The sequence below is a fragment of the Campylobacter sp. TTU_617 genome, assembly GCF_016599045.1.
Taxonomy (GTDB): domain Bacteria; phylum Campylobacterota; class Campylobacteria; order Campylobacterales; family Campylobacteraceae; genus Campylobacter_D.
Genome location: NZ_JAENKV010000013.1, coordinates 1 through 24,438, shown reverse-complemented (window position 1 = coordinate 24,438; position 24,438 = coordinate 1). Strand labels below are relative to the sequence as shown.

The following is a 24,438-nucleotide window of genomic DNA, read 5'->3' as shown; positions in this document are numbered from 1 at the left end:
TTTTTTTCCTTACTTGGTATTAAAAAATTTATATTGTATTATAGTATCTTTATTCTTTTGCTTAGCTAAGATTTGCTATAATTTTGTATGCAAAACAAAATTGATTATAAAAAGATTAAAAAAATAGGACTTGTTGTTAAACCTGATATTGATTTAACTCAAGAAATTTTATATCTAAAAAATATTTTAATAAAAAGAAAAATAGATCTTTTATTTTTAGAAGAACAAAATATAAATTTAAAAATTAATGAGTTAGATAATTTATTTAGAAAAAGTGATTTAATAATATCTTTAGGAGGGGATGGAACTTTAATTTCTTTATGTAGAAAAGCTTGTGAATATCAAAAACCTATTTTAGGAATTCATGCAGGGAATTTAGGATTTTTAACAAATCTTACAATGGAAAAGGTAGAAATTTTTTTTAATGATTTTTTTAAAGGAAAATTTAAAATCGAAAATCCTTTTATGCTTGAACTTACTTTACGAGATAAAAAAAATCAAATTATCAGTAAAAATGCATTTAATGACATAGTATTTTATAAAAAATCAAATATGTCTATGGCCAATATTAAAGTCTATCATAATAAAAAAATGTTTAATCAATATTTTGGAGACGGTTTGATTATCTCAACTCCAGCAGGATCAACTGCTTATAATTTAAGCGCAAATGGTCCTATCGTTTATACTTTAGCACAGGTATTTATTTTAACTCCTATATGCTCTCATTCGCTTACACAACGTCCTATTATTTTGCCTAAAGGATTTGAATTTGAAATAGGAGCAAAAGATTGTACTTTTTGTATTGATGGTCAAGAAAAATTTAAAGTAAATGATTTTAAAAATATTAAAATTGGCCTAGGAGAAAAAAGTGTAACTTTTATTTATCCTGATGACAGGGATTATTTTCAAGTTTTAAAAGAAAAATTAAATTGGGGAAATTAAAATGATAAATAGGATTTTAATAAAAGATAATTTAACTTTTAAAAATATCGAGCTTAATCTTACGCCAGGTCTTACGGTTTTTACAGGTTTAAGCGGTGCTGGAAAATCTGTTTTATTTAAAGCGATTTTATCGGCTTTTGCTTTATGTGATAGCGAGGCTAAATGCGTAGAGTTAAGTCTTGATGATGAGCTTAATTTAGAAGAATTTGGCATTGAAAATGAAGAAGAAAATATTTTTAAACTTTTAAAAGAAAAAACGGCAAAATATTTTGTTAATAATCAAAGTATTAGTAAAAAAAGCTTAAATTGTTTAAGTAAAAGTTTTGTTAAATATCTTAGCGTTAAAGAAAATAATGAATTTAACAATGAAAAACTACTTAATTTACTTGATGCTTTAGAAGAAGAAAAAAATCCTGATTTTAAGGAATTTAAAAAAGATTTTGAGATTAATTTTAAAGAATATGAAAAACTATCACAAGAATTAAATAAAATTCTAGAAGAAGAAAAAAAAATCGAAGAATTAAAAGAACTTGCTTTAATGCAAATTGAAAAAATTTCTAGTATTAATCCCAAAGTAGGAGAATATGAAGAGCTTTTAAAATTGAAAAAGAAACTTTCTAAAAAAGATAAAATTGATGAAGCATGGATGAAAGCTAGTGCTATTTTTGATCTAGAACAAACAGTGATTAATGCACTTAATTTAAGTGAGGTTAATTCTGATTTTTTTACAGAATGTTTAAATGAGTTGCGTATCGTTTTTGAAAATCAAAAAATGGAAGAGATGGATTTTGATATTGAACAATTACTTGATCGTATAGAAAATCTTTCTTATTTGGTTAAACGCTATGAAAGCATAGAAAATGCTTTAGAAATTTTAGAACAAAAAAAACAAGAATTGAATCATTATGAAAATTTAAGTTTTGAAAAAAAAGAATTAGAGAAAAAAATAAATGAGTTAGAAAAAAAAATTAACTCAGCTTGTGATAAATTTACTCAAATAAGATCTAATAATTTAAAAGACTTGGAAGCACATTTTAATTTATATTTAAAAAATCTTTATATGAAAAATTTAAGTTTTAATTTTTTACAAAATGAAAAAATAACTTTGCAAGGTAAAGATAAACTTGAACTCAATATTAATGAAGTAAATTTAAAAAAATTAAGTTCTGGAGAATTAAATCGTTTAAGACTTGCTTTAATTGCAACAGAATGTAAAATATTAGGTTCTGGAAAAGGAATTATTTTTTTAGACGAAATTGATGCTAATTTAAGCGGGAAAGAAGCTATGAGTATAGCTAAAGTTTTAAATGAACTTTCTTCTTTTTATCAAATTTTTGCTATATCTCATTTGCCACAACTTTCTTCTAAGGCTGATAATCATTTTTTAATAGAAAAAAATATTCATGAGAGTAAAGTAATAAAACTTGAAAAAAATGATCGTATCAAAGAACTTGCTAGAATGATAAGTGGCGAATTAATAAATGATGAAGCACTTGAATTTGCCAAAACTTTACTTAAAGATTAAGTTTTTTGTATTTTTATTTTTGTTATAATAAAACTTTTTTTATAGATAAATTTAAGGTGTAATAGTGAAAAATAAAATTCTAATTATTGATGATAATAAAATGCTTGGAAAACTTTTAGCAAAAAAAATACAAGCAACCCTTAATTATGAAGTGGATGTTGCTTTTAATTTTGCACAAGCTAAGGAATTATCAATAAGTGATTATTTCTTAAGTTTTATTGATCTTTGTTTGCCAGATGCACCAAATGGTGAAGCGGTAGATTTTATGATAGAGAAAAAATGTCCCACTATAGTTTTAACTGCAAGTACGGATAAAGCTACTAAAAATAATTTTATGGATAAAGATATACTTGATTATATTTGTAAAGAAAGCAATAGTTGTGTTGATCATATAATTAATTCTATTATTAATTTAAAACGCTATGAAAAAACTAAAGTAATCTTAGCAATGAGTAAGCTTAACGAGCGTAATGAAATAAAAAAATATCTTACTCAAAGATTTTTTAATGTTTTAGGTGCTGCTCATGGAGAAGAAGCTTTAAATTATTTAGAACAAAATTCAGATGTAAAACTTATTATTTGTGATGCTAAAATGCCAATTATCGATGGTACTCAACTTTTATTTAGTGTAAGAGAGCGCTATAGTAGTGATGATTTAGGAGTAATTATTTTAGGCGATAAAGATGATGAACTAGAAGTGGATATGCTTAAAAATAACGCAAATGATTATTTAATCAAGCCTATTAATAAGGAATTATTTAATTTTTGTGTAAATCGTTGTTTGGTATTTATGGATAATATGAAATTTTTAAATTCTTATAATCATCTTGATTTTGTATCTGGAGTAAAAAATAATGATGCATTAATGGAAGATTTGGAAAATTATTTAAATGAAATTTCCTCTAAAGATGAAGAATTTGCTTTTGCTTTTTTAGATATTGATAATTTAAAAACGATAAATGACGAATATGGTTATAATATAGGCGATGAAGTGATTAGAATTTGTGCAAAAGAAATTACTGATGAAATTAAGGGAAGAGATATCGTTGGAAGATATAGTGCTGAAAAATTTTGCATTATATTAAAAAATATCAATCAAGAAAGAGCCATTAAAATCTTTTCTCGTATTCGTGTCAATATTAAAAATGTAGGTGTTTTAGCTAATTTAGATGAGTTGTTTTTTACAGCATCCATAGGTATAGTTTTTGCTAATTCAAAAAGCAATAAACAAGATTTGATTCAAAAAGCAGAGAAAACTCTTTCTTTGGCAAAGTCTAATGGAAAAAATAGAGTAGAAGTATGTTTTTAGATTTAAAATTCGATAATAATTTAAAAATAATTGATACTCATTGTCATTTAGATAGTGATGTTTTTTTATCAGATTTGGATAAAGTTTTAAAACACTCTTTTGAAAATGGTATTGATAAGATTATTATTCCTGGTGCTAGTATTAAAGACTTAAAGCGTGCAAGAGAAATTGCTTATAAATATGAACAAGTTTATTTTGCTGCTGGGATTCATCCCTATGATATAGAACATTATGATGAGTGTATTTTAAGAGAATTTCTAAAAGATCATAAATGTATTGCTGTTGGTGAATGTGGGCTTGATTATTATCGTTTAAATGGTAAAGATGAAGAAATTAAAAAAAAACAAAAAGAAGTATTTATCGCTCAGCTTAAATTAGCAATTGAATTTAAAAAACCAGTTATTATCCACTCAAGAGAAGCGAATGAAGATACCTATAATATTTTAAAAGAGTATTCTTCAAAGCTTAATGGAGGAGTTTTGCATTGTTTTAATGCAAGTGAGCTTTTGTTAGATTTAGCTAAAATGGGTTTTTATTTTGGAATTGGTGGGATAGTAACTTTTAAAAATGCTAAAAAATTAGTTCAAATTTTGCCTAAAATTCCAAAAGATAAGCTACTTATAGAAACAGATACACCTTATTTAACTCCAGAGCCTTTTAGAGGCCAAAGAAATACTCCTTTATTAACACAGTTAGTTGGAAAAAAAATGAGTGAAATTTTAGATATTTCTCATAAGGAGCTTTTAAAGTTGTGTTATCAAAATTCTATAAATTTATTTTTTAAAGAAAATTAAAATGAAAAAAATAATTTTTGCTCTTATTGTAACTCTTAATTATCTTTTTGCACAAATTTATACTCCAGAATACTATAAAAAACAAGTAGATATTTTAAGAAATTTGGATATTGATCCTACCTTTATCAAAGATTTAAATTTTTTTCAATCTAAAGATGATTTGGAAAATAAGCATTCTCAAGTTTTGCTTGACTCTATGAAAAATTTTTCTGCTATTACCCCTATGATACGAGAAATTTTAATTAAAAATGATGTTCCTTCTGAGATTTTGTATTTAGCAATAGTAGAATCAGGTCTTAAAACTCATAGTATTTCAAATGCAAAAGCAGTAGGTATTTGGCAATTTATGAGACCAACGGCTAGAAATTTAGGTTTAAGGGTTGATGCTTATGTTGATGAAAGAAGAGATCCAGTAAAATCAACTTATGCAGCAATTGATTATTTAAAGACATTAAAGACTGAATTTGGTAAATGGTATTTAGCTTTACTTGCTTATAATTGTGGCAATGGAAAGTTAAGACAGGCTATTAAACAGGCTAAGAGCGATGATTTAGCAGTTTTGATTGATCCTGATAAAAAATATCTTTCCTTAGAAACTAGAACTTTTATAAGAAAAATTCTTATTTTAGCTTTTTTGGCTAATGATAAAGAATTTTTTCTTCAAAAAGATATTTCTTTAATGAATTATTCTTTAAGCAATCCTTTTGTAAAAGTAGATGTTCCTTCAGGTGTTGCTTTGAGAGATTTGGCAAAAAGTGCTAATATTACTTTAGCAACTTTGAAAAAATATAATCCTCAATTTAAACATAATTTTACTCCTCCGGGAAAAGATTATTATATGTATATTCCACTTGAAAAACTAGCTTTTTTTAATAATAATTTTAAATCTTATAAATTTGCTAAGGTGGATACAACTATTCCTAAATCTAAAATTTATATTGTAAAAGCAGGAGATTCTTTGTATAAAATTGCTAAAACCCATAATGTAAGTGTAGATGATATTAAAGAAATAAATAAAATTAATAAATATTTAAGTGTAAATCAAAAATTAATAATACCTATTAAAAACAAGGAGAAAGATGATGCAAATGGTAAAAAAGACTATACTCAAATTGTCAGTCGCTAGTTTTGGTCTAGTATTTTTAAGTGCTTGTTCTAGTAATTTTAGCTCATTAGGTGGTGGTAAAGTTGAAGTTTATTATCCAAGCAATGATTTTAAAGGAACTCCTCCTAGTTCTTCAAGTGCAAAAGGAACAATGAAGCCTTATACGATTAATGGTAAGACTTATTATCCAACCGTTGTGGCGGTAGGAGAGACCGCTGATGGTATTGCAAGTTGGTATGGTCCAGGTTTTCACGGAAAAAAGACTTCCAATGGTGAAACTTATGATCAAAATGCTTTAACTGCTGCTCATAAAACATTGCCAATGAATACCATTTTAAAAGTAACAAATTTAAATAATAATCGTCAAGTTACAGTAAGGGTAAATGATAGAGGTCCATTTGTTGGAAATAGAATTATAGATCTTTCTAAAGGTGCTGCATCACAAATTGATATGATTCATAGCGGAACAGCTCCAGTAAGACTTGAAGTTATAGGATTTGGAAGTAAAAATTCAGGAAATAATATCGTTCATTCTAATGCCAACTATGGAAGTAGTGGAGAACTTGTAAATAATGGTCAAATTTATGAAGGTGGTAATTTTATGGTTCAAATTGGAGCCTTTAAAAATTTACAAGGGGCGCAAAGCATAGCTTCAAGATATAAAACTTATAGATCTTATTCTTCTACTATACGCAAAAGTTCTGTTGATGGATTAAATAGGGTATTTTTAACTGGTTTTAGAAGTGAAGAAGAAGCAAGAGATTTTGCAGCAAGCGGAGCTTTTGCTGGAGCTTTTGTTGTAAGAGAATAATTATGATAGAACTGATTTTTTTAGATGTAGATGGTTGCTTAACAGATGGAAAAATCATCTACTCTCAAGATAAAAAAGAAATAAAAGAATTTAATGTTAAGGATGGGGCTGCTATTGAAGCTTGGTTAAAGCTCGGTAAAAAGATTGCAATTGTAACCGGTAGAACTTCAGAATGTGTTACATTAAGAGCAAAAGATTTAAAAATTGATTTTGTATATCAAGGAATTAAAAATAAATTAGAGTGTGCAAAATTAATCTTAAAAGAATTAAATCTAGATTTTTCCAAATGTGCTGCTATTGGAGATTATTTTAATGATAAAAATCTTTTAGAAAATGTTGCTTTAAGTTTTAAACCTTTGGATGCTCATAAAGATCTAAAAGTTGATATTTGTTTAGATAAAAAAGGTGGAGAGGGAGCAGTAGCACAAATGATTGAAATTCTTATAGAAAAAAACAATATGAAGCAAGATTGGGATAAACTTTGGTTATAAAGATTTTTGGAGTATTAATTGCTTTATTTACTATTATTTTTACAATTTTAACTTTGCAAGATCCTTACTCTTTAAATCTTAAATCTTACTCTTTAAATTTTAAAAATATGGAAGCAAGTAATTTAAATATCTATGAAACCAATTCAAGCACTATAAAAGCCTACTATAAAGCTAATTCTTGGGAACGTTATAATGATAAAGATGTTTTTCATTATTTTACTACTTTAAATTTTGATTTTAATTTAAGTGCTAATACTTTAGAACTTTTAAATGATCAAAAAAATAAAATTGTATTTGAAGGTAATGTAAGTTATAGCGATCTAAATGGAACAAAGATTTTAAGTCAAAAAGTAAAATTTAATCCTGATGATAAGATTTTAAGTACCGATGTAGGCTTTAAAGCTTTTTTAAATAAGAATCGTGTCGATGGAAATATTTTAGTTTATGATTTAAAAAAGAATACATTGCAAGTTGAAGGAGTTCAAGCGTGGATACAAGAAAAATAATTTTTCTTTTGATATTTATATTGCAGTATTCTTTTGCTACACAAATTGAAGTAAAGGCTTTGAGTTTTTATTTAGATGAGAATGCAGGTAAGAGTACTTTAAGTGGTAATGTTGAAGTAAAAAAAGGAAAAGATATTTTAAATTCGGATAAATTGGTTATTTATATGGATAAAAATAAAAAACCAATAAAGTATGAAGCAATACAAAATGCTAAATTTGAAATTTATTTAGAAGATAAGATTTATAAAGGAAGTGGGGATCGTTTAATTTATAATGTATTAAAAGATACTTATGAAATTAATGGTAATGCCATTGTTAATGAAGTTACAACAAATAAAAAAATTTATGGCGATAAAATAGTTATTGATAGAAAAAACAATACGTATCTTGTTGAAAGCAAAGATAAAAATCCTGTCCGTTTTGTTTTTGATGTGGAACAAAAATGATTTATAAAGCTAAATTTTTTTCTTCTTTTGAGTGTATTAGTGATACTATGCCATCTAATTTTAGCGAAGTAGCTTTTTTAGGAAGATCAAATGTTGGAAAAAGCTCGCTTATTAATGCACTTTGCAAGCAAAAAAATCTTGCAAAAAGCTCATCAACTCCAGGTAAAACACAGCTAATTAATTTTTTTGAAGTTTTTTGTAGCAAAGAAGAAGAAAAATTTAGCATTTATTTTATTGATTTACCTGGTTTTGGCTATGCAAAAGTTTCTAAAAAAACAAAAGAAATATGGAATAAAAATTTAAACGAATTTTTAAGATTAAGAACTTCAATAAAACTTTTTATTTTACTTATAGATTCAAGACATATAAATTTGGAAATTGATTTAAATGTTCTGCAATATTTGCAAAATATTTTAAGAAATGATCAAAAAATTTTACGTGTTTTTACCAAAAGCGATAAATTAAATCAAAGTCAGAAAAATAAAATCAAGGTTAATTTTAAAGATGCGTATTTGGTTTCAAGTGCAAATAAAGAGGGCTTGTTAGAACTTGAAAAAGAAATAATCTTAAAGACTTTAGGTTTTTAAATGAAAAATCAGCAAATTCATAATGTGCATTTTAATTTAATTTATTTTTTTATAGCTTTAGTTTTGATTATTTATGAAATTTCAAGTTCTATTTTTATTTATTTACCTGTATTTTATGGAGTATTTTTTTGCTATATGTTTTTTTTATTAGAGCAAAAAGAACGTACTTTATATGAACTTGATTTTCGTTGGTATTTTTGCTTATTTTTTTTATTTTTTACTGATGTGACTCATAATTTTTTTATATTTTCTTCTTGGATTGCTTTTTTTATCTTTTATTATTTTTTTGCTTATTGGATTAAAACAAATTTAAAAATGGAAAAATTTATACCTATTACTTTTGTTTTATGTGCATATAGTTTTATTTATATTATAGATTTAATATTTTCTTATATTGCAAAGCAAGATTTAAAATTTTTTGGTATAGAATATTTTTATTCTTTAGTTGCAGAATCTTTTATTGCTTATATTCTTTTTAGGAATAAAATTTGATACGTTTAAAAATTGTTATAGCTTTTATAATGTTATTTTTTATTTTTTTGCTTAGTCGTGTTTATTATTTAAGCATAAAATCAAATGTTTATTATGAAGAAATGGCAAAACAAAATGCAATTAAAACAGAATATCTAGCCCCTGTTCGCGGGCAAATTTATGATAGAAATGGCACTTTACTTGCTATTAATGATTTAGGTTTTAGTATTTCTATAAAGCCTTATTTGAGTCTTAAAAAAGCAAAAAGAATTATTCTAGAAAAAGAACTTAATAATATTGTAAATCTATTTCCAGATCTTAATATTACTTTATTAGAAAGAACATATAAACGCAATGATTCTTTTTATAATCAAGATTTTATTAAGGTGGTAGATTTTATTCCCTACAATAAAATGTTATCTTCTTTTTCTGAGCTTAATTTAAATGAAAATATAAAAATAGAACCAGCGGTAAAAAGAATTTATCCTTTTGATCACTTGGCATCTCATATTATAGGATATGTAGGAAAGGCAAATTTACAAGATGTTAGTGAAAATGATATTACGAAACTTACTGGTTATACTGGAAAAAGTGGTATTGAGCGGTATTATAATGATATTTTACAAGGTCAAAAAGGGATTAGAGTTTATAAAGTAAATGCTTTAAATAAAGAAATAGAACAATTATCTTATGAACCTCCAGCTTCTCAAGATATCGAGCTAACAATTGATATAAACTTACAAAGTTTTTTAACTGAGATTTTTAATGATAATGCTGGTGCTGCTATTATTATGGATGCTAGAAATGGAGAAATTTTAGCTGCTGGAAGTTTTCCAGAATACAATCTTAATCCTTTTGTAACGGGAATTTCTATCAAAGAATGGAGCGAACTTTCAAATAGTCTTGATCATCCTTTTACAAACAAATTAGTTAATGGGCTTTATCCTCCTGGATCTGTAGTAAAAATGGGGGTAGCTTTATCATTTTTAGATTCTAAGCTTATAACTCCAAACTCAAGTTTTTTTTGTAGCGGTAAGGTAGAACTTGGAGGAAGGAATTTTAGATGTTGGAATAGAAGCGGTCATGGTCACGTTGATTTAAAAAGTGCTATTAAACAAAGTTGTGATGTGTACTTTTATAATGGAAGTTTGCAAGTAGGAATTGATAGAATTTCAAAAACTTTAGGACGCATTGGATTTGGTGAAAAAACTGGAGTAGATTTACCTAATGAATTTGTTGGAACTGTTCCAAGTCGTGAATGGAAAATGCAAAAATTTAATCTTCCTTGGTTTCAAGGTGAGACTTTAAATACAAGTATAGGTCAAGGAAATTTTTTAGTAACTCCTATGCAAATTGCCAGATATACTGCTCAGTTAGCAAGTGAAAAAGAAATAATCCCTCATTTTTTAAGAAAAACTGAAAATAATCAAACTTTTAATAGAATAGAGCATAATATTTTTACCCCTTTAGAAAAGGAAAATTTACCTTTAATTAAGCAAGCTATGTATGCAGTAGCTAATGAACAAGGAGGAACAGCTTATAGATACTTAAGCAATATACCTATTAAGATAGCGGCAAAAACAGGAACAGCACAAGTTATAGGTTTTTCTCAGGCAGATAAAAACAGAGTCAATGAAGAACAATTAAAATATTATACAAGATCGCATACTTGGCTTACTTCTTATGCCCCATATTCTAAACCAAGATATATTGTCACCATTTTAGTAGAGCATGGTGGAAGAAGTATTACTTCAGGAGCTATTACAGCAAAAATTTATGAAAAAATGATAGAGCTTGGATACTTTAAATAATCAACATTGCATCCCCGTAAGAATAAAAGCGATATTTTTTCTCTATGCAAAGTTTATAAAGTTCTAAACATTTTTCTCTACCAATAAATGCCGAAACAAGCATTATAAGTGTAGATTTTGGTAAATGGAAATTCGTTAAAAGGTAATTTTGTCTTATGGGCTTATTGAAAGGATGTAAAAAAAGATCGCATTCTCCGTTCATTTTTTGAGTTCTTGCAAAATATTCTATCGTTCTAGTTGTTGTTGTGCCTACTCCTAGTATAGGAGTTTGAGATTTTATTATAGAAGCTACATTTTCATCTATGCTAAAAAATTCAGAATGCATTTTATGATCATTAAGATTTTCGCATTCAACATTTTTAAAAGTTCCTGCACCAACATGAAGAGTTAAATAATAAATTTTATGTTTTTTACTTAAAATGTCTAGCATATTTTTACTAAAATGTAAGCTTGCAGTTGGAGCTGCAATAGCACCCAAATTTTTAGCAAAAATACTTTGATAATCTATTTCATCGCTTTTTGTGTCTTCTCTTTTGATATAAGGAGGCAGAGGAATGTGTCCTATATCTTCTAAAATATTATAAAGTGTTAAAATATCAATGATTTTTTCATCTTTATAAAACAAAACTCTACGCATTCCATTATCTAAAAGTTTGATAATTTTAGCTTGTAGGTTATTTTGAAAATTTAAGATATCATCTTCTTTTACACGTCCTTTAATTTGTACTAAAAATTCGTTATCTTTGTAAGGTTGGTGTAAAAAAAGTTCTATTTTTCCTCCGCTTTTTTTCTCTCCAAAAATTCTTGCTTTAATAACCTTAGTATCATTAAAAAAAATAGCGCAATCAGGTAAAAACTGATGGAGTTTGGCAAAAGTACTATGAGTGATTTTATTTTTATTTCTTTCATATACTAAAAGCTTAGCACTTTCTTTTGGAATTGCAGGATGATTAGCTATTAGTTCTTTGGGTAAATAATAATTATAATTTGAAAGAATTAAATCTTTATGCATCATCCTCACTATCTTTTGATGGATTTACTTTTTTAGCAATTAAAATTGAAATTCCATAAAGTCCACAAAGTGGCATTGCCATTAAAAATTGTGAAATCATATCAGGAGGAGTCATCATGGCAGAAAATATAAAAATAATAAGCACAGAAATTCTAAAATGTTTTTTTAAAAAAGCATCATCAATTAATCCAAGTTTTGCAAAGAAAAACGTAATAACAGGCATTTCAAAAGCTAAACCAAAAGCAATAACAAGTTTTGTAAAGAATCCAACATATAATCCAATACTGATTAAAGGTTTAAAATCTTGAGTTTTTACCCCAAAATCAACTAAAAATTTAAAAGCTAAAGGAATTACAATAAAATAACAAAATAAAGCCCCTAAGATAAACATAATACTAGCAAAACTTACAAAAGGAATAACAAGTTTTTTTTCATTATCATAAAGTCCAGGAGCTACAAATTTCCAAAATTGCCAAAAAATGATAGGCAAAGAGGCAATAAAGGCAGTAAAAAAAGAAACTTTCATTGCTGTAAATAAAGGCTCTTGAAGCTCAACGAAGGTAATTTGTTTTGAAACTTCTGGCAAAACAGCTTCTACTGGACTTTTTAATATATCTAAAATATATTCATTAAAAAAGAAACATATAAAAAACATTACTATAATAGAACACATACTAATAAATAAACATTTTCTAAGTTCTATTAAATGGGGTTTTAATTCTTCAAACATTTATTTTTCCGTATTTGATTTTAAATTTTCTTGTTCTGTATTTTTTTCTTTTGAGGAATCAAAAGTTAAATCGACTTTGTTATTATTCATAATATCTTTTTTAAGCTCATCAAATTCCTCAAAACTTAATTTTTTTCTTATATTTTCATTGGTAGATGAGAATTCATCTTTATATTTTTTAGCCTCATCTTTAAGATCATTAATTCTAATTTCTTTTTCTATACTAGCTTTAGCTTCATCGATATTGCGCTTTAATGCTTTAAAAATTTTTGCCGCTTGCACAATTGCTTCTGGAAGCTTATCAGGACCTAATACCAAGATAGCAACAACTAGAATAACTAAAATTTCGCTAAAACTCATTGTAATTCTCTTTGATTGATTTTTAGCATTCTACATAAATTTTTATTACTTTTAAATTAAATTTTAAACAATAAAATTTAAAATGAATTTTGTTTTATTTGTATCATAAGGTTAAGTAATGTTTTTTGATAAATTATTTATATCTTTAAAAGAATTTATTTTTCTTTTTTGTGAAATTTCTTTTTTATTTCTGCTTATAAATATGATTGTTTTTTATATAGATAAAAAATATACCAATCTTTTTAAAAATCATTTAAAAAAAGATGGTTTTCAAGCCTATATTAAAGCTATAATTTTAGGATCTTTAACACCATTTTGCTCTTGCTCATCAATTCCGCTTTTAAATGCTTTTTTAAGGGCAAAAGTTCCACTTGGGGTTTGTATTTCCTATCTTATCACTTCACCTTTAATTAATCCGATTGTTGTTGCAATGTTTATAGTAAGTTTTGGTATAAAAGTTACTTTATTTTATGTGAGTTTTTTAATTTTTGCTATTTTAATTGTATCTTTTTTTATTTCAAAAATAAATACACAAAAATTTTTTAACGAGTGTTTTTTAAATGACCTAAATGACGATACAAGCAATTCTTATTGTAATAATCAAAAACTAAATTTTATTTTTAAAGCAAATTTTCAATCTAATAAAATTATTCGTTTTAAAATTAAAAAAGAAAATCTTTTAAAAGAATTATTTTTAAAAAGTTTTAAAGATTATAAAAAAATATTTATTTATATTATTATAGGTATGGCAATTGGTGCGATAATACATAGTTTTTTTCCAAAAGATTTTTTTGAAATTTATTTAAAAGATTATGGAATTTTGGCGGTGTTTATAGCGGCTTTTATAGGAGTTTTGCTTTATATGAATTGCACAGCAATGATTCCTGTGGCTTTAACATTGATTCAAAGTGGCATCCCTTTAGGGATAATGATGAGTTTTCTAATAGCTGGAGCTGGATGTTCTTTACCTGAGTTAATATTATTAAAAAGAATATTTAAATTGAGTTTTTTAATATTGTTTGCAAGTATTATTGTATTAATTGCAATTATTTTTGGCATTTTAATATTTTTTATATAAGCGTTTTTAAAAATAAATATATTTTTTTATTTTTAGACATTAAAAGAAATTTTTATATAAAAAATGAGATTAAAAATATAAAGCAAGTTCGTCACTAAGTAAAAAATTTAGATTATAAAATCTTCCTTTTTTATAATGAAGTTTTTTTTCTTTAACGAGTAAGGCAGCTTTTTTTTTCTGCAAAGTATTTAAGCGACTTTCTTTTATGCCCACTATACTTCTAAAGCCTAGAAACAAATGTTCTAAATTTAAATCTTTTAAACTTAGATTTTCTATTTTCCTAAAAGTAGGATTTGCTATATAATCTTTTAAATTTTTTACCGTATAAAATCTTTGATTTTTTAAAAAACCTATCGCACTTAAACCACAACCTATATAAGCTTTTCCTTGCCAATAAGCAAGATTGTGTTTGCAAATATAAGTTTTGTTTTTTGCAAAATTACTAATTTCGTATTGAAAAAAACCAAGTTCTTTAAGATTATTAATAAAAAATTTCATTAAATAGGGTGCATTTTTTTTAAAATGTTCTTTTTTAGCAAAAATAGTTTTTGGTTCTATGCTAAGATTGTAAGCGCTTAAATGGGTGATTAAAGGTTTAATTTTTTTTAAATTTAAAAGTTCAAATTCAAGCATTTTTTTATCATCCATTTTTGTATCATAAATAAGATCTAAATTTATATTTTTAAAATTTGCTTTATTGGCATTTTCTAATACTTTAAAAATCATATCTTGACTATGAATTCTTCCAAGAAATTTTAATTTCTTAGGATGAAAGCTTTGAGCACCAAAAGAGATACGATTTAGGCCAAAATTTTTCATTTCTTTAAGCCATTCTAAAGAAGTTGAATTCGGATTTGTTTCGCAAGTGCTTTCTAAATTTTTAGACAAAAAAGGTTCTAAAATTTTAAAAATTTCTTCATAATATCTAGTTTGTATAATGCTTGGAGTTCCACCCCCAATAAAAAGAGTTTTAATTGAATTTTTTTTTACTTTAAAAAAATCAAGTTGAAATTTTAAATCTTTTTTTAAAGCATTAAAATAACTATCCTCATAATTCTTTTTTTTCAAAGAGGTAAAAGAACAATAATAACATTTGCTTTCGCAAAAAGGAATATGAATATATAAATGATACATATTTTCTCTGTAAATTGAAAATTTTTTATAAATTTTAATAAAAAATTGATTTGAAATAAGTTAAAATAATTTAATGAAAGAAGAAAATAAAATAAAAAATTATAGACCTAATGTTGCAGCCATTATACTTTCAAGTTCTTATCCTTTAAAATGTAAAATTTTTATAGCAAAAAGAAATGATATGGAAAATATTTGGCAATTTCCACAAGGTGGAATTGATAAAGGAGAAAGTGCTAGAAATGCTTTATTTAGAGAACTTAAAGAGGAAATTGGAACAGATGATATTGAGATTATCGCCGAATATCCTAAATGGCTAAGTTATGATTTTCCAGATAAAATAGCACAAAAAATGCATCCTTATAAAGGACAAACTCAAAAGTATTTTTTAGTACGTTTAAAAGATGATAAAAAAATTAATATACATACCAAATGTCCTGAATTTAGTGCATATGAATTTGTGGAGTTAAAACAGATATTTAAAATGATTAATCATTTTAAAAAAGATATTTATATTGCTGTAATTAAGTATTTTAAAGAGAAAGGTTATATTTAATGCTGATAGTTCAAAAATATGGTGGAACAAGTGTTGGAAGTTTAGAGCGCATTGAAGCAGTTGCAAATAGAGTAATACAAAGTGCTAAAGAGGGTAATAAGCTTGTTGTTGTGGTATCTGCTATGAGCGGGGTAACAAATGAGCTTATTGAATATGCTAATTTTTTTAGCAAAGAACCAAAAACTTGTGATTTGGATATGCTTTTAAGCAGCGGTGAAAGAGTAACTTCCGCACTTTTATCTATAGCATTAAATGAAAAAGGTTTTAAGGCTGTTTCATTTTCTGGAAGAAAAGCCGGAATTATTACCAATAGTGTTTTTACTAAAGCTAAAATTAAATATATTGATTCTAGTGCTATTGAGGATGAATTAAACAAAGGAAAAATAGTTGTTGTAGCTGGTTTTCAAGGGGTAGATGAAGAAGGAAATGTCACAACTTTGGGGCGTGGTGGAAGCGATTTAAGTGCCGTCGCGCTTGCAGGAGCTTTAAATGCTGATTTATGTGAAATTTATACTGATGTAGATGGAGTTTATACAACTGATCCAAGAATTGAACCTAAAGCTAAAAAGCTTGATAGAATTTCTTATGAAGAGATGTTAGAGCTTGCAAGTTTAGGAGCTAAGGTTTTACAAAACAGATCAGTTGAGCTTGCTAAAAAATTAAATGTTAAATTAGTAACAAGAAATAGTTTTAATGATAATGAGGGAACAATGATTACACAAGAAAATGGAATGGAACAGGCTTTAGTTAGTGGTATAGCTATGGATAAAAATCAAGCTAGAATTATTTTAAGAAATATAGAAGATAAACCAGGTATTGCAGCTGAAATTTTTTCAAACATAGCAAAAGAAAATATTAATGTTGATATGATTATACAAAATGTAGGTATTGATGGAACAACAAATCTTGGTTTTACTGTTCCAGAAAATGAACTTGAATTGACAAAAAAAGCTATGAGAGAAATTTTAAATTCCAATATTATCATAGAAACAGATAGTTCTGTGGTAAAAGTTTCTATAGTAGGAGTTGGGATGAAATCTCACTCAGGTGTAGCCTCTATGGCTTTTAAAGCCTTAGCAAATGAGGGTATTAATATAGAAATGATTTCAACAAGTGAAATAAAAATTTCAATGATAGTTCAAGAAAAATATGGAGAACTTGCAGTAAGAGCTTTGCATGAAGTTTATGGACTTGATAAATAATGAGTGATTTTCTTAGTTTTACTTTAGAAAATATTCGAAATGGTGGAACTTTTTTAAATTGGATGGAGAGTCGTCGTCTAGAGTGGGCCCCTCTTATGGCTGCAAGACTTAAACATCTTTTAGAAGGACGCACTTTTATATTAATGTGCGATGAGCAAAGATCTTGGTATGAGCATTATTTTTTAAAAAATATCAATTCTAAAAATTCAAGACCTATGCTTCCTTTTGTGTCTTTAGATTGTCTTTATAAAAAAAAGATACAAAATACTGAAGATATATTTTTACTTAATGATTTATTAGATATTACTTTTCCCAATGGTTATGTTTATTTTTATATAGGAAGTACTACGGATAAAAAATCTTTAATTGCCAAATCTAAAGATGATAGCTTACTTTGGCTTTTTGATGAGCAATTACAAAATAGTTTTTATTTAAATTCTAAAGATAAAGATTTAGATGCTAAACTTATTTCTTTATTTAGACTTTTAGATTTAAGCTTAGATGCAATTTTATTTTCTAAGGTTGCTCTTTAATGTCTTTTACAAGTAAAATTATTATTAGTAATGACTTTGAAAAAATTAAAGCTACAATGATAGAAGATTTTGGAATTAAAAATTTAAGATTTATTCCAAAAGAAGTTACTAATGAGTTTTTACTTGATGATGCTAGAGCAGTTGAAAAAGAAAGTTATATTGCTGAAACCGAAGAAAAAATTATTATTTTAATGGCGCATTCTTTTAGAGTCGAGGCACAAAATTTTTTATTAAAACTTTTAGAAGAACCCCCAAGAAATATAAAATTTCTTATAGTTGTTCCTTCTAAAAACCTTCTTTTGCCAACAATCAAATCACGACTTATATGTCAAAAAGATAAGATTAAAAAAGAAAAAATTGATTTAAATATAGATCTTAAAAAACTTGATTTAAAAATGATTTTTGAATTTATCAAAGAAAATGAAAATTTAGATAAGCTAGAACTTATGCAGAAAATTTCCACCCTTAGCCAAGAATGCTTAAGAGTTAAAAAATTTAACGAAGAAGAACTTGATTTTTTTTATAAGGCATATGAATTAGCAAAATTAAATTCAAAAGCAAGTTTATTGTTTGCGACTTTGCTATTAAATGTTTATGAGGCTTAATGAAATTTTTTAAAATCAATTCTAAAACCGATTTTAATCTTCTTTGTAGTTTTATAAATCCTCATAAGCTTGGACAAAAAATTATGTCCAATAAAAAAGAAATTCATTTTATTTTTATTAAAGATATAAGCATTCCAGCAGCAAATATTTTAAAACAAGATGCTTTAAGGGTTGGAGCTGAGCTTGTAACTCATAAAGAAGTAATTACAGCTAAAGTTTCACGCTCAAATGCTCTTTTAATGGCTACAAAAGAGCAAATTCAAAAACTTATAGATAAAGAAAAGTTGCAAGATTTTAAACTTAAAAATTTAGCTTCTTTTTTACAAAATAATTTTCTAAAACCTAAAAACGTAAAGTTAATGGCTGTTATGAATATTAATAATGATAGTTTTAATGAACAAAGTCGCGTAAATGAGTTAAATTTTGAAAAAAAACTTATTGAAATTTTATCTTTAAAGCCTGAATTTATAGATATAGGAGCAGTAAGTTCAAGACCAGGAAGTGAGTATTGTGGAAAAGAAGAAGAATTTAAAAGGCTAAAAAATATACTTGATTTAATTTATGCCAAAAATTATTATAAAGAGAGTATTTTTAGCTTAGATAGTTTTGATGAGTATTGTTTAGAATATGCTTTAAATAAAGGCTTTAAACTTATTAACGATATAACAGGCTTAAAAAATAAAAATTTAGCTAAACTTGCTGCAAATTATAAATCATTATATTGTTTAATGCATATACAAGGCATACCAAAAACTATGCAAGAAAATCCAAAATATGAAGATCTATTATACGAAATAAGTGAATTCTTTAGGGAGAAATTACAAATTTTAGAAAGTTATGGAGTAAAAGATAGTATTTTGGATGTTGGCATTGGTTTTGGTAAGAGTGCAGAACATAATTTGATTTTAATTAAACATTTAGAACATTTTTTACAATTTAATAAACCTTTATTAGTAGGAGCAAGTCGAAAAAGTGTAATTAATGCATATTTTAAAAGTGAAATTAAAGATCGTTTAGCTGGGAGTTTATATTTGCATTTAAAGGCTTTTGAAAATGGAGCTAGCATTATAAGAACTCACGATTTATATGAACATAAACAACTTTTTAAGCTTAATGAAGCAATGCAAGAGGTGGTATTATGACAAAAGAAGAATATTTAGAAAAAGTAAAATTAGCAAATCTTTGGATGAGAGCTTATTATGAAAAAGATGAACCTTTAGCAAGTGATGAGGAGTATGATACTTTAATCAAAGAGCTTAAAAAATTTGAAAAAGAAAATCCTGATTTATTACTTAAAGATTCTCCTACACAAAAAATTGCTCCAACAATACAAAGTGAGTTTAAAAAAATTTCTCATTTAAATCCTATGTGGTCAATGGAAGATGTTTTCGATGAGAGTGAATTAAGAGCGTGGGCAAAAAGAGCAAAAAGCGAAAATAATTTTTTTATAGAGCCTAAATTTGATGGAGCAAGTTTAAATTTAGTTTATGAAAATGGTCAATTGATAAGCGGAGCTACAAGAGGAGATGGAAGAATAGGGGAGGATATAACACTAAATGTTTTAGAAATTGAAAGTATCCCAAAAAAAATTCCTTATTTAGAAAAAATTGAAATTCGTGGCGAAGTGGTGATTTTAAAAGATGATTTTGAAAAAATCAATGAAAAAAGAGCAAAATTAAATCAAAGTTTATTTGCAAATCCTAGAAATGCAGCAAGTGGGAGTTTAAGACAACTTGATACAAGCATAACAAAAGAAAGAAATTTAAAATTCTATCCTTGGGGGGTGGGTCAAAATAGTCTTAGTTTTACAAAGCACTCAGAAGTTATGGAATTTATAAGAAGTCTTGGTTTTTTAAAAGATGATTTTGTAGGACTTTGTAAGGATTTAAATGAAGTGATGATAGCTTATAAAGAGCTTTTAAATTTAAGAGATAAAAAGCCTATGATGATGGATGGTATGGTTGTAAGAGTAGATGATTTAAACCTTTGCAATGAGCTTGGATATACGGTTAAATTTCCTAGATTTATGGCAGCTTTTAAATTTCCTGCACTTGAAAAAACTACGCGTTTAATAGGTGTAAATTTACAAGTAGGAAGAAGTGGAGTCATAACACCTGTGGCGATTTTAGAACCTGTTAATCTAGATGGAGTTATGGTTAAATCAGCAACACTTCATAATTTTGATGAGATAGCAAGACTTGATGTAAAAATTAATGATTATGTAAGCATTATAAGAAGTGGAGATGTTATACCTAAAATCACTAAGGTTTTTAAAGAGCGTCGTGATGGTTTAGAGCTTGATATTTTGCGTCCAAAAATTTGTCCTACATGTCAAAGTGAGCTTTTAGATGAGGGTGCTTTGATAAAATGTCAAAATATTGATTGTGAAGATAGACTTTTAAATTCAATTATTCATTTTGTTTCTAAAAAATGTTTAAATATAGATGGGCTTGGCGAAAATATAGTAGAGCTTTTATATAAAAATAAAAAAATTACTACAATTGAGAGTATTTTTCATCTAAAATTTGGTGATTTTGAAGGTTTGGAGGGTTTTAAGGAAAAAAAGATTAACAATATATTAAACGCTATTGAAAATGCAAAATTTTGCGATCTTTATCGTTTTATTACAGCTTTAGGCATTGAGCATATTGGCGAAGTAGCTGCTAAAAAGTTAAGTTTTAGTTTTGGATTTAATTGGCATAAACAAAGTTTAGAAAGTTATGAGAATTTAGAAGGTTTTGGAAAACAAATGGCTTTAAGTCTTTGTGAGTTTATACGTGTAAATCATCAAAGAATTGATCATTTTTACGAACTTCTAAATTTAAAGCTTGATCAAAATGAAATACAAAATGATAGCAAAATCATTGGCAAAACTTTTGTCATTACAGGAACACTTTCGCGTCCTAGAGATGAATTTAAAACTTTGATAGAAAAATTAGGTGGAAAAGTAAGTAATTCTGTTTCTAAAAAAACAAATTTTGTTCTTTATGGAGAAGAAGCTGGTTCTAAGCTAGATAAAGCAAAAGAGCTTAATATAACTTGTATAGACGAAGATGCTTTTAATGAGCTTATAAAATGATAGCTTTATTAGCTCTTTTTGCTTTTATTTTAACTTGGCAATACTCGAGCTTTTCTTTGATTTTTTTACCTTTAATTTTTTATGGCTTAGCAAGAGAATTTTTTGTTTTTTTAAAATTTAGAAAAAATGTTATAAAAGAAGCTACTATTATAAAAAATAGTTTAATTTATCGTTTAAGTATGGGAGATTTTTTTATTTATATTATAAGCTTTTTTATGGCTATTTTTACTTTTTTATCTTTATTTTTAAATTTAATTACAGCTCAAAAGCAAGAATTAGTCTTTTTGCTTGCATTTTTGCCTTTATGTATAGTTTTTTTAAGAAAAAAATTAAATTTTCAATTGATAAATAATGCTTATAATGATTTTAGAATTATTATTATAAGCGCTTTTTTAATAGCTTTAATTTATGCAATTATTAATTTATTTTTTAATTCGTTAGAAGGAATAAAACTAGAAAATTTTCAATATATCATACCTTATAAAAATTCTACCTTTTTTGTATTTGATTTCATCTCAGAAATTTTAACACTTATAAGGCTTATAAAAGAATATTTTTTAACTTCTTTGGGCATATTTTGGTTTAAAATTATTCATTTTATTTTTGATTTTTTCAACTTTTTTGTATTTTCTCTTTCTTTTGCTTATATTTATAATTTTGCTCTTAAAGTGCAAAATAAAAACTATGTTTTTATTCTTTCTTTTATGATGATTTTAGGGATATTTTTCATTAAAGAGATTAAAAATGAAAAATTAAAGCCTTATCAAAAAGAGCTTACCTTATTTATAGAAAATACAACTATTTTAAAAGAACAAAATTTAAGTTCATTAAAACAAAATAAAGATCAGATTGAAAGAAATTTAAAACAGGTTCAAGATCTTTTAAATAAAAATGCCTTTGAGCTTGGAATTTGGTGGTTTTCCAAAGAAAAAGAAGATTTGCAAAAAGCTATAAATGAAAGTTTGAAATGAGATTTGATTTTTTTATTTCTAAGCGTTTAAAAATTAGCAGAAATAAAGCCGTAGAATTGATAGAAAATAAAGAGATTTTGTTAAATTCTAAATTTTTTAAACCATCCTTTGATGTAAGAACTTTAATTAAAAATCAAAATTTAACCGAGGCAGAAATATTAACTTGCGAAGAATTAAATTTAAAGCTTTTAAATGAAATTTATGTTTCTCGTGCTGCTTTTAAACTTAAATCGTTTTTAAAAGATAAAAATATTTGTATAGAAGATAAGAAGTGTCTTGATATTGGTTCTAGTACAGGTGGTTTTGTGCAAATTTTATTAGAAAATAAAGCCTTAAAAATTACCGCTTTAGATGTGGGGACTAATCAACTTCATCCTATTTTGCGTGATAATGCTAAAATAAATTTAGTAGAAAATACCGATTTAAGGGTTTTTAAAAGTGATGAAAAATTTGATCTTATTACTTGTGATGTTAGTTTTATATCTTTAATTCATTTACTTATTTATATTGATAAATTAGCTTTAAAAGATATTATTTTGCTTTTCAAACCTCAATTTGAAGTAGGAAAAGATGTTAAAAGAGATAAAAAAGGTGTTTTAAAAGATGAAAAAGCAGTGCAAAAAGCGAGAAATAATTTTGAAAAAGCTTGTGCAAATTTAGGTTGGATTTTGCAAAATTACGCAAAATCAAAGATTAAAGGAAAAGAGGGCAATGTTGAATATTTTTACCACTATAGTAAAAGACAAGGTTAAAAGTTTAGCTATAGGAAGTTTTGATGGAATTCATTTAGGTCATAAAAAGCTTATAGATTGTTTAGATAAGCAAGGCATACTTTTAATCATAGATAAATTTAAAGGTAAAAAACTTTGCACCAATCAAGATAAATTTCTTTTAACAAAAAAAGAAGTTTTAGAACTTGATTTTGAAAATATTAAAATTTTAGATGGTAAAGAATTTTTACAATTTTTAAAAAAAGAATTTAAAAATTTAGAGTATATTGTAGTAGGTTATGATTTTAGCTTTGGAAGAAATAGGGCTTATAAGGCTAAGGATATAGAAATCTTAAGCGGTATTAAAACAATTATTGTTGATGAGTTTAGTATTAATGAGATAGGCGTACATACAAGCTTAATAAAAGAGTATTTAAAACAAGGCAATATAAAAAAAGCTAATTCTTTTTTGGGTAGAAATTATAACATTAAAGGAAGATTGATAAAAGGGCAAGGACTTGGATCAAAAGAGCTTTTTGCTACCTTAAATTTAGAGTGTGAAGATTATTTTTTACCAAAAGATGGTGTCTATGCAACTTTTACAAAATTTAAAAATCAAAGTTATAAAAGTGTAAGTTTTATAGGGATTAGAAGTAGTGATAATAATTTTGCTATAGAAAGTCATATTTTAGAAAAATTTGATGATAAATTAAATTTATGTGAAATTTTAGAATTAGAATTTGTAGATTATATTAGAGAAAATCAAAAATTTGAAAATTTAAATAAACTCAAAAATCAAATTTCAAAAGATATACAAAAAGCTAAAGAAATTTTAAAGGATAAGAATGAAAGATGAGCTTTTTAAACAAGATTTAAAAAAACAATTTGAATTTGATAAGAATGTAGCCAGTGTTTTTGATGATATGATTAATCGATCCGTGCCTTTTTATAAAGAAAATTTAGAACTTTGTGCTAATTTAATAGCAAAGATTATATTTAAAGGAGCTAAAATTTGTGATTTAGGTTGTTCTAGTGCAAATTTTTTGATTTTTTTATCTAGTCTAAGAAAAGATTTTGAACTTTTTGGAGTTGATAATTCGCCTTTTATGCTTGATGTTGCAAGAGCTAAAATGAAAGCTTATGGTTTAAATATTAAATTTTTTGAAGCTAATTTATGTGAGTTTGACTTTTTTAAAAGTGATGTTTTTGTAGCAAATTATACTTTACAATTTATCCGTCCTCCTAAAAGACAAGAATTAGTAAATACAATTTATAAAAATTTAAATGAGCAAGGTGTATTTATAATAAGTGAAAAAATACTTTATGAAGATGCTTTTTTATCAAAAAATATTATAGAACTTTATGCAGATTATAAACAAAAACAAGGTTATTCTAAATTTGAAATAGCTTCAAAAAGAGAGGCATTAGAAAACGTGCTTATTCCTTATAGCGAAAGCGAAAATATTACTATGCTTAAAAATGCAGGATTTAAAAAAATTGAAAGTATTTTTAAATGGGCAAATTTTGAGAGCTTTATAGCATTTAAGTAAAATTTAATGGGGGGGGTATAATCAAATTTTAAAATCATAAACTATTATTATAGAATAAATTTTATATTAATTTTTATAATTAATATAATAACCATTTTTACTTATAAAGGAACAATAATGCAA

The 24,438-nt window shown here is 25.8% G+C and carries 27 protein-coding genes; 23 read left to right on the top strand and 4 right to left on the bottom strand.

Going from position 1 to position 24,438, the window contains the following annotated elements; genetic code table 11:
• Window positions 1-87 precede the first annotated feature (87 nt).
• From GQV94_RS06220 to mrdA, 12 genes are all read left to right on the top strand, one after another.
• Complete coding sequence (locus tag GQV94_RS06220) at window positions 88-942, top strand: NAD(+) kinase (protein ID WP_200170179.1); 855 nt, start codon at window positions 88-90, stop codon at window positions 940-942.
• Between the two features lies 1 nt (window position 943).
• Window positions 944-2,467 carry an AAA family ATPase gene (locus tag GQV94_RS06215; protein WP_200170178.1) on the top strand — a complete coding sequence of 508 codons (1,524 nt, stop codon included), beginning with the start codon at window positions 944-946 and terminating at the stop codon, window positions 2,465-2,467.
• 64 nt (window positions 2,468-2,531) lie between these two features.
• On the top strand, window positions 2,532-3,776 hold the full coding sequence (cbrR, locus tag GQV94_RS06210; RefSeq protein ID WP_200170177.1) for a bile resistance response regulator CbrR: 1,245 nt from the start codon (window positions 2,532-2,534) through the stop codon (window positions 3,774-3,776).
• Complete coding sequence (locus tag GQV94_RS06205; RefSeq protein WP_200170176.1) at window positions 3,767-4,570, top strand: TatD family hydrolase; 804 nt, start codon at window positions 3,767-3,769, stop codon at window positions 4,568-4,570. The genes cbrR and GQV94_RS06205 overlap by 10 nt, the downstream gene beginning before the upstream one ends.
• Window position 4,571: 1 nt before the next feature.
• On the top strand, window positions 4,572-5,696 hold the full coding sequence (locus tag GQV94_RS06200) for a lytic transglycosylase domain-containing protein (protein ID WP_200170175.1): 1,125 nt from the start codon (window positions 4,572-4,574) through the stop codon (window positions 5,694-5,696).
• Window positions 5,659-6,486 carry a septal ring lytic transglycosylase RlpA family protein gene (locus GQV94_RS06195; protein ID WP_200170192.1) on the top strand — a complete coding sequence of 276 codons (828 nt, stop codon included), beginning with the start codon at window positions 5,659-5,661 and terminating at the stop codon, window positions 6,484-6,486. The genes GQV94_RS06200 and GQV94_RS06195 overlap by 38 nt, the downstream gene beginning before the upstream one ends.
• A 2-nt stretch (window positions 6,487-6,488) precedes the next feature.
• A complete protein-coding gene (locus GQV94_RS06190; RefSeq protein ID WP_200170174.1) occupies window positions 6,489-6,977 on the top strand; it encodes an HAD-IIIA family hydrolase in 489 nt (162 codons plus the stop codon).
• Window positions 6,968-7,483, top strand: a complete 516-nt coding sequence (gene lptC / locus GQV94_RS06185; protein WP_200170173.1) for an LPS export ABC transporter periplasmic protein LptC — start codon at window positions 6,968-6,970, stop codon at window positions 7,481-7,483. The genes GQV94_RS06190 and lptC overlap by 10 nt, the downstream gene beginning before the upstream one ends.
• On the top strand, window positions 7,465-7,929 hold the full coding sequence (gene lptA, locus GQV94_RS06180) for a lipopolysaccharide transport periplasmic protein LptA (protein ID WP_200170172.1): 465 nt from the start codon (window positions 7,465-7,467) through the stop codon (window positions 7,927-7,929). The genes lptC and lptA overlap by 19 nt, the downstream gene beginning before the upstream one ends.
• Entirely contained in the window at window positions 7,926-8,516 is a 591-nt protein-coding gene (gene yihA / locus GQV94_RS06175; RefSeq protein ID WP_200170171.1) for a ribosome biogenesis GTP-binding protein YihA/YsxC, read from the top strand. Before lptA ends, yihA begins: the two co-directional genes overlap by 4 nt.
• On the top strand, window positions 8,517-9,008 hold the full coding sequence (locus GQV94_RS06170) for a hypothetical protein (protein WP_200170170.1): 492 nt from the start codon (window positions 8,517-8,519) through the stop codon (window positions 9,006-9,008).
• A complete protein-coding gene (gene mrdA, locus GQV94_RS06165) occupies window positions 9,008-10,798 on the top strand; it encodes a penicillin-binding protein 2 (RefSeq protein ID WP_200170191.1) in 1,791 nt (596 codons plus the stop codon). The genes GQV94_RS06170 and mrdA overlap by 1 nt, the downstream gene beginning before the upstream one ends.
• On the opposite strand, the gene queA is transcribed toward mrdA, so the two are convergent.
• From queA to tatB, 3 genes are read right to left on the bottom strand one after another with little or no spacing between them, the layout of a single operon-like run.
• The gene (queA, locus tag GQV94_RS06160) at window positions 10,791-11,810 is read right to left on the bottom strand and encodes a tRNA preQ1(34) S-adenosylmethionine ribosyltransferase-isomerase QueA (protein ID WP_200170190.1); all 1,020 of its coding nucleotides are present in this window, start codon (window positions 11,808-11,810) and stop codon (window positions 10,791-10,793) included. The two genes, mrdA and queA, sit on opposite strands and share 8 nt — an antisense overlap.
• Entirely contained in the window at window positions 11,803-12,540 is a 738-nt protein-coding gene (gene tatC / locus GQV94_RS06155; RefSeq protein ID WP_200170169.1) for a twin-arginine translocase subunit TatC, read from the bottom strand. The genes queA and tatC overlap by 8 nt, the downstream gene beginning before the upstream one ends.
• Window positions 12,541-12,900, bottom strand: a complete 360-nt coding sequence (tatB, locus tag GQV94_RS06150) for a Sec-independent protein translocase protein TatB (RefSeq protein ID WP_200170168.1) — start codon at window positions 12,898-12,900, stop codon at window positions 12,541-12,543. It abuts the gene before it with no gap.
• Window positions 12,901-13,018: 118 nt separating this feature from the next.
• Here tatB and GQV94_RS06145 point away from each other — a divergent pair, with 118 nt between their 5' ends.
• Entirely contained in the window at window positions 13,019-13,978 is a 960-nt protein-coding gene (locus GQV94_RS06145) for a permease (RefSeq protein WP_200170167.1), read from the top strand.
• Window positions 13,979-14,047: 69 nt separating this feature from the next.
• On the opposite strand, the gene hemW is transcribed toward GQV94_RS06145, so the two are convergent.
• Entirely contained in the window at window positions 14,048-15,112 is a 1,065-nt protein-coding gene (hemW, locus tag GQV94_RS06140) for a radical SAM family heme chaperone HemW (protein ID WP_200170166.1), read from the bottom strand.
• A 73-nt stretch (window positions 15,113-15,185) separates the two neighbouring features.
• On the opposite strand from hemW, the gene GQV94_RS06135 reads away from it, so the two are divergent.
• Genes GQV94_RS06135 through cmoA form a run of 10 tightly spaced genes read left to right on the top strand, consistent with a single transcriptional unit; the run spans window position 15,186 to window position 24,315 of the window.
• Complete coding sequence (locus GQV94_RS06135) at window positions 15,186-15,665, top strand: RNA pyrophosphohydrolase (RefSeq protein ID WP_200170165.1); 480 nt, start codon at window positions 15,186-15,188, stop codon at window positions 15,663-15,665.
• Window positions 15,665-16,867 (top strand): aspartate kinase, encoded by a 1,203-nt coding sequence (locus tag GQV94_RS06130; RefSeq protein WP_200170164.1) that lies wholly within the window; start codon window positions 15,665-15,667, stop codon window positions 16,865-16,867. The genes GQV94_RS06135 and GQV94_RS06130 overlap by 1 nt, the downstream gene beginning before the upstream one ends.
• Entirely contained in the window at window positions 16,867-17,400 is a 534-nt protein-coding gene (locus GQV94_RS06125) for a HobA family DNA replication regulator (protein ID WP_200170163.1), read from the top strand. The genes GQV94_RS06130 and GQV94_RS06125 overlap by 1 nt, the downstream gene beginning before the upstream one ends.
• A complete protein-coding gene (locus tag GQV94_RS06120) occupies window positions 17,400-18,005 on the top strand; it encodes a DNA polymerase III subunit delta' (protein WP_200170162.1) in 606 nt (201 codons plus the stop codon). Before GQV94_RS06125 ends, GQV94_RS06120 begins: the two co-directional genes overlap by 1 nt.
• Entirely contained in the window at window positions 18,005-19,147 is a 1,143-nt protein-coding gene (gene folP, locus GQV94_RS06115; protein ID WP_200170161.1) for a dihydropteroate synthase, read from the top strand. The genes GQV94_RS06120 and folP overlap by 1 nt, the downstream gene beginning before the upstream one ends.
• Window positions 19,144-21,084, top strand: coding sequence for an NAD-dependent DNA ligase LigA (ligA, locus tag GQV94_RS06110; RefSeq protein ID WP_200170160.1), 1,941 nt, complete (start codon window positions 19,144-19,146; stop codon window positions 21,082-21,084). Before folP ends, ligA begins: the two co-directional genes overlap by 4 nt.
• Window positions 21,081-22,055 (top strand): hypothetical protein, encoded by a 975-nt coding sequence (locus tag GQV94_RS06105; protein ID WP_200170159.1) that lies wholly within the window; start codon window positions 21,081-21,083, stop codon window positions 22,053-22,055. Before ligA ends, GQV94_RS06105 begins: the two co-directional genes overlap by 4 nt.
• On the top strand, window positions 22,052-22,807 hold the full coding sequence (tlyA, locus tag GQV94_RS06100; protein ID WP_200170158.1) for a 23S rRNA (cytidine-2'-O)-methyltransferase TlyA: 756 nt from the start codon (window positions 22,052-22,054) through the stop codon (window positions 22,805-22,807). Before GQV94_RS06105 ends, tlyA begins: the two co-directional genes overlap by 4 nt.
• Entirely contained in the window at window positions 22,770-23,621 is an 852-nt protein-coding gene (locus tag GQV94_RS06095; protein ID WP_234126436.1) for a bifunctional riboflavin kinase/FAD synthetase, read from the top strand. The genes tlyA and GQV94_RS06095 overlap by 38 nt, the downstream gene beginning before the upstream one ends.
• Window positions 23,611-24,315, top strand: a complete 705-nt coding sequence (cmoA, locus tag GQV94_RS06090; protein WP_200170156.1) for a carboxy-S-adenosyl-L-methionine synthase CmoA — start codon at window positions 23,611-23,613, stop codon at window positions 24,313-24,315. The genes GQV94_RS06095 and cmoA overlap by 11 nt, the downstream gene beginning before the upstream one ends.
• Window positions 24,316-24,438: the final 123 nt, after the last annotated feature.